Here is a 16,939-nt window from a genome sequence, read left to right on the forward strand (position 1 = left end):
GGGCCCGCCCCGCCGGTTTCGCTTTCCCGCTGTGTCTGCGTCCCCGCTGTGCCCGCGCCCCCGGTCCCCGCCCGGACCGCCCTCCCCGTGTCCCGCTCAGCGTTCCGGGCCCGCCCCGGTCCCCTCGGGGGAGGGCGCCGTCCCGGGTCCGGCACCGGGCGCCGGGACGTGCAGCCGGTCCCCGGCCGCCAGGATCGCCTCCGCGAGCGCCTCGGCCGGTCCCCGCGCGGCGCCGTCGGGCGGGGCGCCGTGCAGCAGTACGACGTCGACCGCGCCCAGGTCCGGCAGCCCGGCCCGCGCCGGGATCCGCACCAGGCCCGGCGGGATCATGCCCCGGGTGTGGGCCATCACGCCCAGCCCGGCGCGGGCGGCCGCCACCAGGCCGTTGAGGCTGCCGCTGGTGCAGGTCACCCGCCAGGCGCGGCCGTGCCGCTCCAGTACCTCCAGGGCGCGGGCCCGGGTCACCGCGGGCGGCGGGAAGACGACCAGCGGGAGCGGCCGGTGCGGCTCCAGCCGGAGCCGCTCGCCGCCGATCCACACCAGGCTGTCCCGCCAGACCAGGCGCCCGTGCGGGCCGCCCGGCGGGCGCTTGGCCAGGACGAGGTCGAGGCGGCCCGCCGCGAGCTGCTGCTGGAGCGTCTCGGAGAGATCGACCGTGAGCTCCAGGTCCACCTCGGGGTGCTCGTGCCGGAAGCCTGCCAGGATCTCCGGCAGCCGCGTCAGGACGAAGTCCTCCGAGGCGCCGAACCGCAGCCTGCCGCGCAGCCGGGTGCCCGCGAACCAGCTCGCCGCCCGCTCGTTCGCCGCCAGGATCGTCCGGGCGAAGCCGAGCATCGCCTCGCCGTCCTCCGTCAGCGCCACGCCGTGCGTGTCGCGGGCGAAGAGCTGCCGGCCGGCCGCCTCCTCCAGCCTGCGGACCTGCTGGCTCACGGTCGACTGCCGGAGCCCCAGCCGGTGGGCGGCCTGGGTGAAGCTCAGGGTCTGGGCGACGGTCAGAAAGGTGCGCAGCTGCGTCGGATCGAACACATGTCGAGCCTACGGTTATATCGTCGTACGTGATAACAGTCAGTGCGGTGAACGGGGTTCCCGATCTCCCCGGCCGGGGAGAGGCTGGAGCCATGCGACGCCCCGGCCTCCCCTCCTTCCTCACGCGCATACGTGTGTCGCGCATCCCCGTCGACCCCTACATAGCCGCCCTGCTCGGCACGGTGCTGCTGGCCGCGCTGCTCCCCGCGCGCGGCGCCGCCGCTCCGGTGGCGAACGGCGCCTCCACCGGTGCGGTCGCACTGCTGTTCTTCCTTTACGGGGCCCGGCTCTCCACCCGTGAGGCGATGGACGGCGTCCGCCACTGGCGGCTCCACCTGACGGTCCTCGCCTGCACCTTCCTCCTCTTCCCCCTGCTGGGCCTCGCCGCCCGGGGCCTCGTCCCGTACGTCCTGACGCCCCAGCTCCACGCCGGCCTGCTGTTCCTGTGCCTGGTGCCGTCGACGATCCAGTCCTCGATCGCCTTCACCTCCATCGCGCGCGGCAACGTCGCGGCGGCGGTCTGCGCGGGCTCCTTCTCCAGCGTCGTCGGCATCGTCCTCACCCCGCTGCTCGCGGCGCTGCTCCTGGGCGGCCACGGAGGAGGCTTCTCCGCGCACTCCCTGGTCTCGATCGTCACCCAGCTGCTGGTGCCCTTCGCCGCCGGCCAGCTGCTGCGCCGCTGGGTCGGCGGTTTCCTCACCCGGCACAAGAAGGTGCTGGGCTACGTGGACCGGGGCTCGATCCTCCTCGTCGTCTACGCCGCGTTCAGCCAGGGCGTCGTCCGCGGCATCTGGCACCAGGTCACGCCCGTACGGCTGCTGGCCCTGGTCGGCGTCGAGGCGGTGCTCCTGGGCCTGATGCTCACCCTCACCACGTACGGCGCGCGCCGGCTGGGCTTCGGCAGGGAGGACAGGATCACGATCGTCTTCTGCGGCTCGAAGAAGAGCCTGGCGGGCGGTCTGCCGATGGCGGGTGTCCTGTTCGGCGCCCAGGCGAGCCTGGCGGTCCTGCCGCTGATGCTCTTCCACCAGATGCAGCTGATGGTCTGCGCGGTCCTGGCGAAGAGGTACGCGCGGCAGGCGCCGGTGGCGGCGGCCCGCAGTCGGAGTGCGGCGGGAGGGGGCGGGGCGGGGTGGGCCCGGCAAGGGGCGTTGGGGGCACCCCCAGCGGTAGCTGGGGGAGTGATTCGCGGGCCGAACGGCGGGTAACTGTGCAATGTCGCGTAACGGGGCCCGTAAATCATGCAGCCCCGGAGGGCCCACCCCGCCCCGCCCCCGACCCACCGGCGCCCGGGCCGGAGGTCGCCCACCGGGGTGCCGGGCCCCGTCACGGAAAGGGGCGCGTGGGGAAAGCCCCCCGCACCCCGTCCAGCGGCAACCACACCACCGCCCGTCCCGCCTCCCGCCCCGCCCTGACCTCCGCGACCTGCCCGTCCGGCAGCCTCCGCCCGTACACCCGTACGTCGTCGAGGTCTCCCGCCAGGAACGCCCGGGCGTCCGGCTTCTGCCCCAGATACGCCCCGAACGTCGACCCGCGGCTCACCGAGCCCGGCACGTCGGCCACCCACGAGGAGCCGTCGTCGACGGTGAGCGTGAGCCGCCCTCCGCCGCGCCGCAGCGCCACGAAGTGCCACCGGCCGTCGCCCGGCGGCCCGACGCCCGCCCGGACGGTCGCCGTCCGGCCGGGGCCGGGCCCGGCGACGGCCGTGACCTGCCCGGACACCCGCCGCTCGGCCGGCTCCCAGCGCAGCGTCACCTGCGGCGCGCCGCCGACCCCGCCCAGCCACAGCAGGGGCTGCTCGGCACGGGCGGCGGTGCCGCCGCGGAACCACAGGGCCGCCGTGAAGTCCCGCTCGCCGAGCGGCAGCGCGTCGCGGTAGGGGAGCCGTACGGCGTCGTCCACCCCGTCGAAGGAGAGCGCGCCGCCCCACCGGCCGCCGACCGGCCGGGCGCCCCCGAGGACGTACGCGTGCGCCCTGTCAGCCCTGCCCGCCCCGTCCCGGCCGTCCGTCCCGCGGTCCGGCGTCGTGGCGCCGGGACCGGTGCGCGGTCCCAGCCACTCCTCGGTGAAGCGGGCGAACCGGATCTCGTCGCGGGCGTTGCCCTTGCCCGCCTCGTAGAGCAGGCCGGCCGTGCCCGGCGAGACGACCGCGAGGTCGGAGTAGCCCGACCAGTCGGCGGTCACCCGCGCGCCGAGCTCGGCGCTCTCCCAGGTGCGCCCCTGGTCGTAGGAGGAGCGGATCGTCATCGTGCGGCGCCGGTCGGGGTCGGCGGGCGCGGAGAGCAGCCAGCGCCCCGGGCGCAGCGCCGTGACCGAGCCCTGGACCATGGGCGCGGCGAGGTCGGGGAGGGCGCGGAAGGGCGCGGTGAAGGTCTCGCCGCCGTCCTGGCTGACCGCGTCGTCGCGGTGGCCGAGGTCGGTGCCGTTCTGCTCGCGCCCGTTGACGTAGACGGCGCCGTCGGTCCGCTCGGCGAGGGTCAGCTCGGAGGGCATCTGGCGGTAGGTGCCGTCGGCGGCGATCCGGTGGGTGTCCACGGCGCCCAGCCGCCAGTGCCGGCCGCCGTCGTCGCTGAGGGCGAGGGCGGCGTGGTTGGCGGTGCCGCGCGTGCCGTCGTGGCTCTCGGCGTTGATTCCGACGACCAGCCGGCCGCGGTGCGGCCCGTGGGCGAGCTGGACGCCGTGGCCGGGGCCGGTGGCGTACCAGGAGTTCCAGCCGCGCGGGCGCAGCGAGTCCGTGACGTCGCGGGGCGGGGACCAGTGGGCGCCGGCGTCGTCGCTGAACTGCGTGTGCGGGGTGCGGTCGCACGGCACGTCGCAGTTGGCGGCGTCCCGCCGGCCCTTGTTGTAGGTGGTGACCAGCACGACCCGGCCGGTGGCGCGGTCGACGACGGGCGCGGGGTTGCCGTGGGTGTCGCCGTCCCCCTCGTCGACCGTCCGCAGCGGTCCCCAGGTGCGGCCGCCGTCGGCGGAACGCTTGAGGACGACGTCGATGTCGGTGGCGTCGCCGCAGTTGCCCTTGCGGCCCTCGGCGAAGGCGAGCACCGTGCCGGGATCGGGTCCGGCCACGACGGCCGGGATCCGGAAGCAGGAGTACTCGCCCGGCGGGCCGTCCTGCGCCGCGCTGAACAGCACCCGCTCCTCGAAGCCGGTACGGGCCGGGGGCGCGGGGTCCGCCGTGGCGCGGGCGGGTGCGGGGTGGACGGCGGCCGCCAGCGCGGCGGTGACGGTGACGGCGGTGAGGGCCCGGACGCAGGCGTGCGGCGTCCTGACGCCGCGTCGGGGACGCGGGGGCCCGCCGGCCGGGGGGAGCCGGGGGAGGCCGGGGAGATCGGGGATGTCGGGGATGTCGGGGAGGGGGAGCCGGCGGGATCGGTGGTGTCGGGGACCCGGTGGGGGGTGCGGCGCCATGGCCCGGCCCTTTCGCGTCGAGGCACGTGATGGCATGTCGTGACACGGAAAACCGGACGTTCTGACTCCGTGTCCGGCGAGCCGAACGTACGGTGCGCTCCGCAACCCCACAAGGCGAGTTCCGCCAAAGAGCTCACATGGGTCGCAGCACCACCTTGCCCAGGTTGACGCGGGACTCGATGATCCCGTGCGCCGTCGCGGCCTCCTCCAGCGGCAGCTCGGCGTGGATCCGGGGGCGCACCCGCCCGGCCGCGAAGTCCTCCCACAGCTCCCGCCGCCAACGCTCCATCAGCTCGGGGCGGTGCCGGGCGATCAGGGCCATCTGGAAGCCGACGACCGACTTCGCCCCGACGAGCAGGTCGTACGCCTCGACGGTGCCACCGCCCGAGCTGTAGGCCACCAGGCGGCCGCCGGGGGCGAGCGCGGCCACGGCGGGGGAGAGGAGCTCGCCGCCGACGGCGTCGAGGACGATGTCGACGGGGGCGAAGGGCAGCGGTGCCGGACCGGCCAGCTCCTCGTACGTCACGACCTCGTCCGCGCCCAGCGACCGGACGAAGTCCGCCTTCGCGGCCGAGCCGACCGCGGCGACGACCCGGCCCGCGCCGCGCGCCTTGGCGAGCTGCACGGCGAGGTGCCCGGCGCCGCTCGCCGCCGCCGTCACCATCACGGACTCGCCCTCGGCGGGGCGGGCCGCCTCGTACGCGCCACGGGCGACCAGCCCGCAGCGCACCAGCGCGACGGCGTCGGTGGCGCTCGCGCCGTCGGGGACGGGGGAGGCCATGGCCGAGAGCACGACGGAGCGGTCGGCGTAGCCGTCGCCGAAACACAGGCCCGTGACGAGGTCGCCGACGGCGAAGCCCGTCACGTCCGGCCCGACCGCGACGACCGGGCCCGCCACCTCGCCTCCGAGGCCCGCGGGCAGCGCCAGGCCGCCCTCGCGCACCTTCCGGACGACCGGCAGGGTCACGCCCACCGCCTCGGTGCGCAGCAGCAGTTCGCCGGGGCCGGGGCGGGGGACTTCGGTCTCCTCGACCCGCAGGACCTCGGGGCCGCCGTTCTCGTGATACCGGACGCGACGCACGCGCACCTCCCAGATGTCGTTGGTGGTCCCAACGGTATCTGTATTTCGTTGGGACGTCCAATGGATTTATGGGTAGGGTCGGGGCATGGAGAACGAGACCGCCGCACTGACCGGGGGCGCCGGGGACGAACCGGCGCTGACGCGGATCCGCGCCCTCCCCAGCTGGCAGCTCAACCGCGCCTCCGCGCGCGGCCGTCGGCTGGTGAGCGAGGCCCTCGCCCGGGAGGGCGTGCGGATGTCGCACCACGCGGTGCTGTCGGCCGTGTCCGACCTGGGCCCGGTCGCCCAGGCCGAGCTGGGCCGTACGACGGGCTTCGACCCCAAGGACATGGTCGGCATCCTCAACGACCTCCAGGCCGCGGGCCTGGTCACGCGCGCGCCGGACCCGCTCGACCGGCGCAAGAACGCCATCTCCCTCACGGACGAGGGCGGCCGGCGGCTGGCCCGGCTCGCGGAGCTGGGCGACGAGGCGAACGAGGAACTGCTCGGGGCGCTGACACCGGGGGAGCGGGAGCGGTTCCTGGAGCTGCTCCGGAAGGTGGCGGAGGGGTGACGGGCGAAGGCCGGGACCGGCCGGGGGTACGGGATCGGCCAGGGCTACCGGACTAAGCGGGCTTGGCGAAGTCCGGTGCGGTTCGGCAGCGCCCGAAGGGGCGCGGGGAACTGCGCGACCGGCCACGGCGCACCCGCAGACGGCGCACCGGACTTTGCGCGGAGCGCTCAGCCAGGGCTACAGGACCGGCCGGGGCCACGGCACCGGCCCGCCCGGGCCTAGCGGCCGCCGCCCTCGACGCCCCCGCCCAGCACCACCCGCTCCTCTCCCGCGTAGACGTTCATCGACGCGCCGCGCAGGAAGCCGATCAGCGTCAACCCCGTCTCCGCCGCCAGGTCCACGGCCAGCGAGGACGGCGCCGACACCGCCGCGAGCACTGGGATCCCGGCCATCACGGCCTTCTGCGCCAGCTCGAAGGACGCGCGCCCCGACACCAGCAGCACCGTGCCCGACAGCGGCAGCCTCCCCTGTTGCAGGGCCCGGCCGATGATCTTGTCGACCGCGTTGTGCCGCCCCACGTCCTCGCGCACGTCCAGCAGCTCGCCGTCCGCGGTGAACAGCGCCGCGCCGTGCAGCCCGCCCGTGCGGTCGAAGACGCGCTGCGCCTCCCGCAGCCGGCCGGGGAGGCCGGCCAGCAGCTCCGCGGTGAGCCGCATCGGTGACGGGCCGTCGGAGACCGGGTGCCGCGCGGTGGTCCGTACGGCGTCCAGGCTCGCCTTGCCGCACAGGCCGCAGGACGAGGTGGTGTAGACGTTGCGTTCGAGGGCGATGTCGGGGAGCGGCACACCGGGGGCGAGGCGCACGTCCACGACGTTGTACGTGTTGGAGCCGTCCTCCGTGGCACCCGCGCAGTAGACGATGTGGGAGAGCTCGTCGGCGGTGGCGAGGACGCCCTCGCTGACCAGGAAGCCGGCCGCGAGCGCGAAGTCGTCGCCCGGGGTGCGCATGGTGATGGCGAGCGGCTTGCCGTTGAGCCGGATCTCCATGGGTTCCTCGGTCACGAGGGTGTCCGGGCGCGAGCCGGCGGCTCCGTCGCGGATGCGGATGACGCGGCGTCGTGAGGTGACCCGTCCCATGGCGATCAGTCCCGTGGTGGTGAGCGAGGCGGACAAGACGAACGAAGCGGAGCAAGGGACCGAGGCGAGCCGGGCGACCAGGGGCGAGCCGGACGGACCGTCGGACGATGCCTGCAAACGGTCTCACGTGACGTGGGCCTCATCGAGGCCGGGCACCCCTCGGCGGCCCCGCACCGTGGCTACTGTTCGGTAGCAGTACGCAGTAGGAGTTACGCGGCACCCGTACCCGCGAGCGCCGCGCGCCACCTCCCCGCCCCGACCGTGCACCGAGAGCGGAGATCTGCGATGGCACCGACGCCCCACCTCGCCCTCAAGCCCGGCACCGAGTGGACCACGGCCTGGCAGCGCTGCCTCGCCGTGGCCCCCGAGGCGTTCCGGGACGATCGCGTCCTCAACCTCTGGAACGGCGCCTGGCGGCCCGACGGCCGCCCGCTCCCCGCCACGACCCCCGTCGACGGCACCCCCGTCGCGGGCCCGCCCCGCCTCGACGCGGCCACCGCGCACCGGGCCGTACGGGCCGCCCTGGACCACCACCGCGCCTGGCGGACCGTACCCCTCGCCGACCGCAAGGCACGGGTGGCCGCCACCCTCGACGCGCTCGGCGAGCACCGCGACCTCCTCGCCCTCCTCCTCGTCTGGGAGATCGGCAAGCCCTGGCGGGCGGCGCGGGCGGACGTGGACCGGGCGATCGACGGCGTGCGGTGGTACGCCGGGGAGATCGACCGCATGACGGAGGGCCGGAGCCCGCTGCCCGGCCCGGTCAGCAACATCGCCAGCTGGAACTACCCGATGAGCGTGCTCGTCCACGCCATGCTGGTCCAGGCGCTGGCGGGCAACGCCGTGATCGCGAAGACGCCGACGGACGGTGGCCTGGCCTGTCTGACACTGGCGAGCGCCCTCGCCGCCCGCGAGGGGCTGCCCGTGACCCTGGTCAGCGGCAGCGGCGGCGAGCTCTCCGGCGCCCTGGTACGGGCCCCCGAGATCGGCTGCGTGTCCTTCGTGGGCGGCCGGGACACCGGCGCCCGGGTCGCCACCGCCGTCGCGGATCTGGGCAAACGGCACATCCTTGAGCAGGAGGGCCTCAACACCTGGGGCGTCTGGAACTTCACGGACTGGGCGGGGTTCGGCTCGCGGATCCGCAAGACCTTCGAGTACGGGAAGCAGCGCTGCACGGCGTATCCGCGGTTCGTGGTGCAGCGGGCGGTCTTCGCCGACTTCCTGGAGGTCTATCTGCCGGCCGTGCGGGCGCTGACGCTGGGGCACCCGCTGGCCGTGGCGTCGCCGGACGAGGACCTGCCGGAGTTGGACCTCGGCCCGCTGATCAACGCGGCCAAGGCCAAGGAGCTGACGGACCAGGTGGCGGAGGCGATGGACCGCGGCGCGATACCCCTGCACCGCGCCGGGCTCGCCGCCGGCCGCTTCCTGCCGGGCCAGGACACGAGCGCGTACGTACCACCCGTCGTCCTCCTCGACCCGCCGTCGGCGTCACCGCTGCACCACGCGGAGCCGTTCGGCCCGGTGGACACGATCGTGCTGGTGGACACGGAGGCCGAGCTGCTCGCGGCGATGAACGCGAGCAACGGCGCCCTGGTGGCGACGCTGTCCTGCGACGACCGGGCGACGTACGAACGCCTGGCGCCGCAGATCCGGGCGTTCAAGGTGGGGCACGGCGTGCCGCGCTCGCGCGGGGACCGGGAAGAGCTGTTCGGCGGCTTCGGGGCGTCGTGGCGCGGGGCGTTCGTGGGCGGGGAGCTGCTGGTGAGGGCGGTGACGGAGGGCCCGGCGGGGGAGCGGGCGCCGGGGAACTTCCCGGACTACCACCTGATGCCGTAAGGAGCCGTTCCGCGGCTCACCCGATGCCCTGCCGGTCGGGAAGCAGGGCGAACTCGCGGTCGGCGGGCTCGGGTACTGCGAGGTCGACGGCCTGCCGCAGGAGCGTCCGGTGCCGTACGAGGGGCGGGTGCCGTTCCTCGGGGGCGAGCCGGAGCAGGTCGTCGAGGGCGGCCATGAGCCGGCGGGTGACCTGGGGGGCGCCGATGGCACAGCCACGGATCTCGGCGAGGCCGAGGTCGACGAGGTCGGTCCAGCCAGGCAGCTCCCGGACCAGCCGGACGGCACCTTTCCGGTCGTAGTGGTGCAGGGCGCCGAGCGGGCGGCGGGCGACCGCGGCGAGGATCTGGACGATGCGGTCCAGGCACTGCACGGCGGTCGTCGGATCGTTGACCGCGGGGGAGAGGGCCCGCTGGGCGATGTCGGAGAGCTGCCGCAGACCGAACCCCAGGTCCTGGTGGAAGGTCCGCTCCACCCCGACGGAGACGGTGTACCGCAGCGCCCGGCGGCCGGGCGCGGGCCCGCCGTGCACGGCCAGCACGGGCGTACCGGGGACGACGAAGTCCCCGATGCGCGGAATGAGCCGCAGCACCAGGCCGTGCCGCCGCGCGACCCGCACCAGCCGCGCGATGTGCACATCGCGCAGCACCCCGGCCCGCCCCCGGTGCGCGATCTCGTCCGTGGCCTCCCCGAACACGGCGGGCTCCGGGTCGGCCCGGTCCCCGACCCGCTCCAGCGCCTGGAAGGACTCACGGGTGATCCGGTCGATGACATGGCTGACGCGCATCAGCCGCAGCGTGGAGTTCACGTACACCACGAACAGCACCAGGCTCACCAGCACCATGACCACACAGGTCACGCTGGAGAACACCGGCACCGTCTCGACGGTGCGCGGATCGGTGTCCCCCTGGTAGGACGCCTGCACCAGCAGGGCGAACAGGAAGGTCGCCAGGAAGACGGCGAAGGTGCACTTGGTGATCCGGCTGCGTACATAGAGCCGCACCACGCGCGGGGAGAACTGCCCGCTGGCCATCTGCAGCGCGACCAGCGAGATCGAGAACACCACACCGATGAAGGTCAGCATGGCCGAGCCCACGGTCGTGATGATCGTCTTGGTGTCGTCGGCGAGATCGATCAGCGAGGAGACGGCGCCGTACTCCCCTTCGCCCTGCAACGTCCGGATCAGCAGCCCGTCGAGCTCCAGCACCCCCGCGGCGGCCACGGCGGCCCCCAGCAGCCCCACGGTCGGCGTGAACCAGAACGTGTCCCGCAGATGCTCCCGCAACGGCGACAACGCCCGCGGCCGCCGCCGTGCCCGTACCGCACCCAGATGCCCGTCATGGTCCATAAATGGACCTTATGTCCGGCGAAGATACCCAGGTGAAAGGCACTCCGAAACCTTGGTATCGTTATCCATGTCGCCGCGGGGAACACCCTGCGCAGACAGACACCTTGTCCGGGTGGCGGAATGGCAGACGCGCTAGCTTGAGGTGCTAGTGCCCTTTATCGGGCGTGGGGGTTCAAGTCCCCCCTCGGACACCAAGAAGAAACCCCAGTTCATCTGGGGTTTTTCTGTTTTTCCGGGCCGGATCGGCCGCCCGTGCGGCCGGCGCGTGACCAGCGCGTGTACCTGCCGGTGTACGCATGCGCTTCAGCCACTCGCGTTCCACAATGCAACGAGGGGGATCGTTGCCCGGAGGAGACCCCATGGCCGCTGACCGTGTGCTGGAGGGCAGGACCGCCCTCGTGACCGGTGGTTCCGCGAACCTCGGCAAGGCGTTCGCGACCGCCCTCGCGGAGGACGGCGCCAATGTGATGGTGCACTACAACAGCGACTCCAAACGCGACCAGGCCGAGCAGGTCGCCCAGGAGCTGGCGGGCAAGGGCGTGAAGACGGCGACGCAGCAGGGGGACCTGACCCGGGTCGCGGAGGTCGCCGGGCTCGTCGACGCGACGATCGCGCGGTTCGGGCAGTGGGACATCCTGGTCAACACGGCCGGGATGATCGTCCGCAAGCCCATCGAGGAGTTCACCGAGGACGAGTGGGACCGGATGTTCGCCGTCAACGCGAAGATCCCGTTCTTCCTCATGCGCGAGGCCGCGACGAAGATGGCCGACCACGGCCGCGTCCTCAACCTCATCACGACCATCGTCGCCGTCACCGCCCCCACTTACGGTGGCTACGCGGGCAGCAAGAGCCCGGTGGAGCACTACACCAAGGCGTTCGCCAAGGAGGTGGGCGGCCGGGGGATCACGGTCAACTGCGTGGCTCCCGGGCCCCTGAAGACCAGCTTCTTCTACCCCGCCGAAACCGACGAGAACATCGCCTGGCTCAAGAGCATGAGTATCAACGGCGACATCGGCGACCCGGCGGACGTCGTCCCCGTCGTCCGTTTCCTGGCCTCGCCGGCGGCGAAGTGGGTGACGGCCCAGACGGTCTACGTCAACGGCGGCCTGGTCGGCTCCGCCAGCTGACCGTTCGCGGACCGGCGGGCGTCTTTCGCGGACCGGCGGGCGTCCAATGATCTGCGTGCCGCCCGTGCGGGGTCGGCATCCGCCTACCGTCGATAACAGCACGGTGCAAGACTGGGCAGCGGGGCCTCTGAAAGGGGGCGTCGCATGGACCGCTCAGACGCGAGATGGCCTCGGTGGCAGCGCGTACCGGCGGGTAGCGGGCGTAGCGGTGCCGAAACCCGGCAGGCCGGACCCAGGCAGGCCGGGACCGGGCAGGCAGCCGCGGCCGAGCTGCTGTCGCAGCTCACGTCCTCGCTGGACAGGTACCAGCAATTGCTGGACGACCTGCGGGCACAACGCATCGACATGAACACGTTCCGCCGCCGGGCATTCCGCGCCGGGCTCATCCTGCGGGACGGCGATGCCGTGCTCCTCGACCTGCCCAGCGGCACCTGGTACCGCTACAACGGAGTTGAACTGCGGCGGCTGGGCCGGGCGTTCGGGGCCGGCGAGCCGGAGAGGACCGCCCCTGGATTCCCGGAGGGCTGAGTCATGAACGTGCCACCACCGGAACCGGGCCTTACGGAGCACTTCCACGAGTACATTTCAGGTTTGCAGAGCAATATTCGCGTCCTGCAGGACATAGCGTTCAAGGCGTCGCGGGAAATCAGCTCGGGGGCGGCAAAGGCCGAGGAAGTCTTTCCCGGGGACGTGGACGGGTTGGAAACCTGGGCCGATCATCTTCAAATAACACGGGACCTTATCGCCCGGCAGGCGGCCATGCTCCGGCAGGTCATGGAGGGTGGCCTGGCCAATTTCAGGAACTTCATGGTCAATGTCCTGGAAATGGAGCCCGACCAGATCGAGCACGTGCTTGAAATGTCCGTTCCCGCGGCCCCTGCGGCGGCTCAGGCCGCACGCATCGCCGCGGCCAACCCCGCCGCCTACAACGCCGCGACCATCCCGCCCGGCGGCGCCGCTCCCGCCGCCCCGCCCGCCGCGGCTCCCGGTGCGGCGGTCGGTGAAAGCGCGGCCGCCGGTGAGGGAGCCGCGCTCGGCGAAGGTGCGGCCATGGGCGAAGGAGCCGCCCTCGGCGAGGGCGCGGCGCTCGGTGAAGGCGCCGCCTTGGGCGAAGGGGCAGCCCTCGGCGAAGGCATCGCCGCGGGCGAGACCCTGACGGCCGGTGAGGCCCTCGGCGGCGCGGCCGCCGAGACCGCGGGCGGTTTCGCGGGGCTGGGCCTCGGCACGCTGGTCACGGGCGGCCTGATCATCTTGGCGCTCGCCGGCGGTGCCGTCTATCTCTGGAACCGCACCCACCAGGAGGCACCGGCGCACCCGCCGTCCGCCCCGGCCCCGCAGCAGCCCGGCAACCCCGCACCGGGGAATCCCGCGCCCGAGCCGTCGAATCCCTCGACCCCGGCGCCCGTCGCTCCTACGACCTTCGACGTCAACGGGACGTACAACGGCACCCTGAACGGCGCCCGCTGCGCGGAGCCCGAGTGCTTCGTGACGATCACCAAGCAGTCCGACCCCTCCGGCCCGGGCTCCGACGAGGCGGGGCACATCACCATCACCGTCACCGAGGTGAACTACACCCCGGCGTTCACCGGGGTGGCCAGCACCCTGAACGAGACGCTCGGGCCGATGGACGTGCAACTGTTCCAGGACGGCACGGTCCAGGGTTCCGGCACGACGACGGACACCGACACCAACCCCGGCGGCAGCACCCGGACGGGGCCGTACGCGATCAGCGGGAACATCATGAACGGTACGACCGGGTCGCCCTCCTACACCCTCACGCTGACCCTGGACGGCCAGTACAGCCTCACGGGCGCACGCTAGGCGCGCGTACCGCGTTCGCGGTGATCGCGTCCTTCGGAGAGGCGGTCAGTCGGTGGTCAGGGGCCTGTTCCACCGCCACCGGCGGTGAGGGGGTGAAACGCGGCCGAGGAGCCGCGACGAGTCGCTCGACTGCGCCAGAACCTGCCTGGGCTTTTCGGTGGAGCAAACTTCAGGAAGGCTCTGGCGCGGACACTTACTCTTCTTCTACTCTTCTTCGGCTTCGGCGATGCTGTTCGGGTCGGTCTGGAGGAAGTAATTCCCACTGCCCGTACTGCTGTGCGCGCCGCCTGCGGGGCAGTGGCCATTGGTGGAGAATCCGTTGTACCAAAGCCCGAAGCATTTGGGGCAGATCCGCCAGTTGTCCTGAGTGACCGTTGGCATGACATTCCCTTCGTGACCTGCTCCCCGTTCCGGGAAGGCAAGGGATTTTCCTGAAGTGTCCTGCCGAAAACCTGGCGGAACCATCCCCCACACGAGGTAAGTCCAGTGAAACCAAATTCCCTCAGTAATCTCCCACGGCTCAAGCATTGACTGGCCCATCGCGTAAGGGTTCCCCCGTCAAGGGGAATGCATTCCACTCGCGCAGAATGTCATCGGAATTGCCCGTGGTGAATCCGGGCGCCAGGAAGGTTTCCCGGACGGTCGCTGGGGCGACTCGCAGAAATACGGCCCGGCTGTCCTCGGCCCGCAGTGGAGCGAGAGGGATGCATTCCCGGGGGTTACGGCCCGACAGTGCCGTCGAACGGCGGACCCAGCAGCACCTGGGCCCAGGAGGCGCACCTGGACCGCCGCCGGAAGGGAGGGCACGGGCTCTCCCCCGAGTCCGTGCCCTCCCCCCTGGAAGGCGGACATACGTCGGGGGGAGGGCGTTGCCGCAGGACAGGGGCCTAGGAGCACTCCGAAACCTTGGTATTGTTGTCCATGTCGCCACGGGGAACACCCCGCCGGTGGCAACACCTTGTCCGGGTGGCGGAATGGCAGACGCGCTAGCTTGAGGTGCTAGTGCCCTTTATCGGGCGTGGGGGTTCAAGTCCCCCCTCGGACACCAGTAGGAACCCCAGTTGACCTGGGGTTTTTCTGTTTTTCCGGGTCTGATCATGCTCCGCGTGACCCACCGCGTGACCCACGGAATCGGCGACTTCCCAGACCGGCGGCGTGACCAACCACGAGACCAGCCGGCTAGGGATCGCGCTCAGGCTGAGAGCGCGAGCGCGGGACTGCCTACAGGGGTCGCCCTGGCGAGGCCGATGCGGCTCGCGCTGGAGGCCGCCAGCTTCTTGGCGCCTTCCGCACGGCGACGGCCGTAGCGGTCCAGGGTGTAGCCCACTGAGTGGTGTCTTGCGTTTGCACTCACTTCGACAGGGTTCTCTTTGGCATCGAGAGCATTGTTGATTCCGGTAGCCCGCCAGTCGTGGAGTCGAAAGTCTTCCGGCAGGTGGAGCCGGCTGCGTGCCGTCCGCCAGCGGGCGGAGACCTTCTCCGGGTCCTGGGGGCCACCAGCCAGGCGGCCGGGCTGGAGCTTGAAGCCGTCGCGGGCGTGCACCAGCCCGTGATCAACCCAGCGGTCCCCGAGACGCTCCTTCTCGTACTGCTGGCGTTCGTACTGCCACCACAGGACGCTGAGGAAGGCGGCATCGACGTAGATGATGGCTTCGTCGTCGCCGTCCTTGGTCAGCTTTCGCAGCCGGAAGCTATTGCCTTCTTCGACCACGACCCACTTGAGCTTGATCGAGCCCACGTTCCAGTCGATGAGCGGCCACATCCACCCCAGGGGCTCGCTGCGGCGGTTCTGGGTTACCGCGTACGACGACCACAGCGCGGCGTCCCTGAGGCAGTGGTGGCGCATGCCGTCGCATCGGCTGCTGCCGCATGGGGTCCATATCTCCTTCAGGACGCGCGCAGTCTCCGAGTCGGTCAGCGTCGGGAAGTCCGGTTCTGCCGCCTTGATCATTCGTTCGGTTGGGGGGTGCGCATCGTGGCAGGGGTTGAACTGGAGCAGCTTCCTCGGGCCCGTGATCAGGCTGAAGGCTGCCGAGAGCATGTTGTGCACGTGGCGCACCGTCTTCGGCCCCAAGGGCTTGTCGTCATTGGTGGGGCAGGGCGCAGTCCGTAGGTGCGCGTACAGGCCATCCAGCTCTGTGTCTGTCACCTCCATGGCGAGTGCATCGCCGAGGTGGGGTTTGATGTGCAGCCGGATTTTGGGCTCGTAGCCGGATGTTGTGGTGCCTTCACCTTGGTGGTGCTTCAGCCACACGTCGAGCAGCTTTCCGACCGTGAGATCGGGGCTCTTGAGGGGGTCTTGCTTCACTAGCGACACCGTGCCCGGCACGCCAGCCTTCCCGCCCGAAGCCCCCTCGACGGCGGCCTCCTTGGCCTTCTCAACCGCCTTCTCGTGTTCGTCGAACCATTTCCGCAGCGCCGTCGCGGCTGTCGTTTTGTTCTTGAAGTCGCGGCCTATCCAGTAGCGCGCTTCCTTGCCTGTCGCCGGGTCGACGTGTCGGGGCGTCCTCACGCCCCAGGTGTTGGTTCGCCCCTTACGCGGGATCTCCACCGGCGTCGTACCTTGCCCATTGCCCTTCTTCGGCACGGGTGAAATCTCCTCCCCGGCCAGGCCCTACGCCTGACCTGACACCAGTTTGATCACGGACAACCATGAGTTGTCAACACTTGGTGGATTGGCTGTGTGGTGTAGCTTGACGGGCATGACGGACCAGGTAGAGGGCGCAGAGGTTGTGCAGCAGGAAGGCGCATGGACCGTGCGGATGTGGTGGCCGAACGGGCCCATCACGGGAGGCCCGCAACGGGTGACCATTGAGGCAACCGAGGGCGCGCCCTCCGGCGATGTCCTCCGCGGCATCTCCACGACGATCTTGCGTCGAATCAATCCGATCGCAGCCGTGGAGCAGGCCAAGGCCGCCGCCCTCGATTCGGCAGACTTGCCGGACTTCGCCTCGCAGGGCGACGTCGTGCGACGGCTCCTTGATGGCGAGGGTGTCTCTCCGGCCTACCTCGTAACGCTGGCGTCCCTATACAAGGACATGGCAGACAGCGGTGCGAAGTCCTTGGCCCCGGACCTAGCAGCCTTCATTGGCCGGCGACCGGAGACAGTCAGGGGCCACCTCAAGCAGGCAAGGCGAGACGGCTATCTCACGACGGTCGCGGGCAAGGTCGGCGGTGAGTTGACGCCCAAGGCGCAAGCCGTCCTTGAGGCCCTCGACCTCGAAGCCCTGGGCGTCGGGCCAGCAGCGAAGTGAGGCAGCCGGGGCGGGAGCCCCGGCCACACCGCCCTAGGCCGCCTGCTTATCGATCCACGTATCCAAGTCGCCGGGTCGGCAGCGCAGTTGATTTCCGATACGTTTGAAGGGGATCCCCGCGGGCTTCCACTCGTTGTAGACCCAACTCATAGGCTTCCCTAGGTACTCGGCCACGTCCGTCGCGGTCATCATCTGACCGCGGGGAGCCTGTGACGGCTCACTCAACGTCGCCCCCCTCTTCAGTGGTCAGTACGGCGCCAGGGTGCATCTCCTTCACCCAGTAGTCCGTGGCCATCTCCTTGGCCAGGTCGTGGGGCACGCCTGCCCCGATGGCCTCTACGTAGAGGGCGCCGGCGATGCGGGCGAATGTCAGCGCGGCGACGCCCCGCTGTTCGATGAGGGTCTGATTCATCTC

Annotated in this window: 15 protein-coding genes and 2 tRNA genes; 9 read left to right on the forward strand and 8 right to left on the reverse strand. The window is 71.7% G+C overall.

Translation table 11 applies throughout. From position 1 onward, the window contains the following. Window positions 1-96 precede the first annotated feature (96 nt). Window positions 97-1,026 carry a LysR family transcriptional regulator gene (locus tag AF335_RS19360; RefSeq protein WP_102919645.1) on the reverse strand — a complete coding sequence of 310 codons (930 nt, stop codon included), beginning with the start codon at window positions 1,024-1,026 and terminating at the stop codon, window positions 97-99. Between the two features lie 92 nt (window positions 1,027-1,118). Between AF335_RS19360 and AF335_RS19365 the strand changes: the two genes are divergently transcribed. Next, on the forward strand, window positions 1,119-2,234 hold the full coding sequence (locus AF335_RS19365; protein WP_102919646.1) for a bile acid:sodium symporter family protein: 1,116 nt from the start codon (window positions 1,119-1,121) through the stop codon (window positions 2,232-2,234). Between the two features lie 118 nt (window positions 2,235-2,352). Here AF335_RS19365 and AF335_RS19370 read toward each other — a convergent pair whose 3' ends face one another. After that, window positions 2,353-4,434 (reverse strand): sialidase family protein, encoded by a 2,082-nt coding sequence (locus AF335_RS19370; RefSeq protein ID WP_102919647.1) that lies wholly within the window; start codon window positions 4,432-4,434, stop codon window positions 2,353-2,355. Between the two features lie 133 nt (window positions 4,435-4,567). Further along, the gene (locus AF335_RS19375) at window positions 4,568-5,515 is read right to left on the reverse strand and encodes a quinone oxidoreductase family protein (RefSeq protein ID WP_102919707.1); all 948 of its coding nucleotides are present in this window, start codon (window positions 5,513-5,515) and stop codon (window positions 4,568-4,570) included. A gap of 85 nt (window positions 5,516-5,600) precedes the next feature. On the opposite strand from AF335_RS19375, the gene AF335_RS19380 reads away from it, so the two are divergent. Beyond that, complete coding sequence (locus AF335_RS19380; protein WP_102919648.1) at window positions 5,601-6,068, forward strand: MarR family winged helix-turn-helix transcriptional regulator; 468 nt, start codon at window positions 5,601-5,603, stop codon at window positions 6,066-6,068. Window positions 6,069-6,286: 218 nt separating this feature from the next. On the opposite strand, the gene fdhD is transcribed toward AF335_RS19380, so the two are convergent. Next, window positions 6,287-7,144 (reverse strand): formate dehydrogenase accessory sulfurtransferase FdhD, encoded by an 858-nt coding sequence (gene fdhD, locus AF335_RS19385; RefSeq protein WP_102919708.1) that lies wholly within the window; start codon window positions 7,142-7,144, stop codon window positions 6,287-6,289. Window positions 7,145-7,429: 285 nt separating this feature from the next. On the opposite strand from fdhD, the gene AF335_RS19390 reads away from it, so the two are divergent. Next, window positions 7,430-8,977, forward strand: a complete 1,548-nt coding sequence (locus AF335_RS19390) for an aldehyde dehydrogenase family protein (protein WP_102919649.1) — start codon at window positions 7,430-7,432, stop codon at window positions 8,975-8,977. Window positions 8,978-8,993: 16 nt separating this feature from the next. On the opposite strand, the gene AF335_RS19395 is transcribed toward AF335_RS19390, so the two are convergent. Next, window positions 8,994-10,322 (reverse strand): DUF2254 domain-containing protein, encoded by a 1,329-nt coding sequence (locus tag AF335_RS19395; RefSeq protein ID WP_102919650.1) that lies wholly within the window; start codon window positions 10,320-10,322, stop codon window positions 8,994-8,996. 106 nt (window positions 10,323-10,428) lie between these two features. Here AF335_RS19395 and AF335_RS19400 point away from each other — a divergent pair. The 4 genes from AF335_RS19400 (at window position 10,429) to AF335_RS19415 (ending at window position 13,270) form a co-directional block, all read left to right on the forward strand. After that, a tRNA-Leu gene (locus tag AF335_RS19400) sits at window positions 10,429-10,516 on the forward strand. A gap of 165 nt (window positions 10,517-10,681) precedes the next feature. Continuing rightward, window positions 10,682-11,449, forward strand: coding sequence for an SDR family oxidoreductase (locus tag AF335_RS19405; RefSeq protein ID WP_211304116.1), 768 nt, complete (start codon window positions 10,682-10,684; stop codon window positions 11,447-11,449). 144 nt (window positions 11,450-11,593) lie between these two features. Continuing rightward, window positions 11,594-11,977 (forward strand): hypothetical protein, encoded by a 384-nt coding sequence (locus tag AF335_RS19410; protein ID WP_102919652.1) that lies wholly within the window; start codon window positions 11,594-11,596, stop codon window positions 11,975-11,977. A gap of 3 nt (window positions 11,978-11,980) precedes the next feature. After that, window positions 11,981-13,270: a hypothetical protein gene (locus AF335_RS19415; protein WP_146045568.1), complete on the forward strand. Its 1,290-nt coding sequence runs from the start codon at window positions 11,981-11,983 to the stop codon at window positions 13,268-13,270. Between the two features lie 204 nt (window positions 13,271-13,474). Here AF335_RS19415 and AF335_RS34135 read toward each other — a convergent pair whose 3' ends face one another. Further along, window positions 13,475-13,810, reverse strand: a complete 336-nt coding sequence (locus tag AF335_RS34135) for a hypothetical protein (RefSeq protein WP_146045569.1) — start codon at window positions 13,808-13,810, stop codon at window positions 13,475-13,477. Window positions 13,811-14,230: 420 nt separating this feature from the next. Here AF335_RS34135 and AF335_RS19420 point away from each other — a divergent pair. Further along, a tRNA-Leu gene (locus tag AF335_RS19420) sits at window positions 14,231-14,318 on the forward strand. Window positions 14,319-14,462: 144 nt separating this feature from the next. On the opposite strand, the gene AF335_RS19425 is transcribed toward AF335_RS19420, so the two are convergent. Continuing rightward, the gene (locus tag AF335_RS19425) at window positions 14,463-15,857 is read right to left on the reverse strand and encodes a hypothetical protein (protein WP_146045570.1); all 1,395 of its coding nucleotides are present in this window, start codon (window positions 15,855-15,857) and stop codon (window positions 14,463-14,465) included. A gap of 115 nt (window positions 15,858-15,972) precedes the next feature. Between AF335_RS19425 and AF335_RS19430 the strand changes: the two genes are divergently transcribed. Beyond that, window positions 15,973-16,524 (forward strand): hypothetical protein, encoded by a 552-nt coding sequence (locus tag AF335_RS19430; RefSeq protein WP_102919709.1) that lies wholly within the window; start codon window positions 15,973-15,975, stop codon window positions 16,522-16,524. Window positions 16,525-16,741: 217 nt separating this feature from the next. Here the strand turns inward: AF335_RS19430 and AF335_RS34735 are convergent. Further along, the coding region (locus tag AF335_RS34735; RefSeq protein ID WP_170127747.1) for a hypothetical protein at window positions 16,742-16,939 on the reverse strand (198 nt) is incomplete at its 5' end.

Origin of the sequence: Streptomyces eurocidicus, assembly GCF_002891295.1 — a bacterium.
In the GTDB taxonomy this organism is placed as follows: Bacteria; Actinomycetota; Actinomycetes; order Streptomycetales; family Streptomycetaceae; genus Streptomyces; species Streptomyces eurocidicus.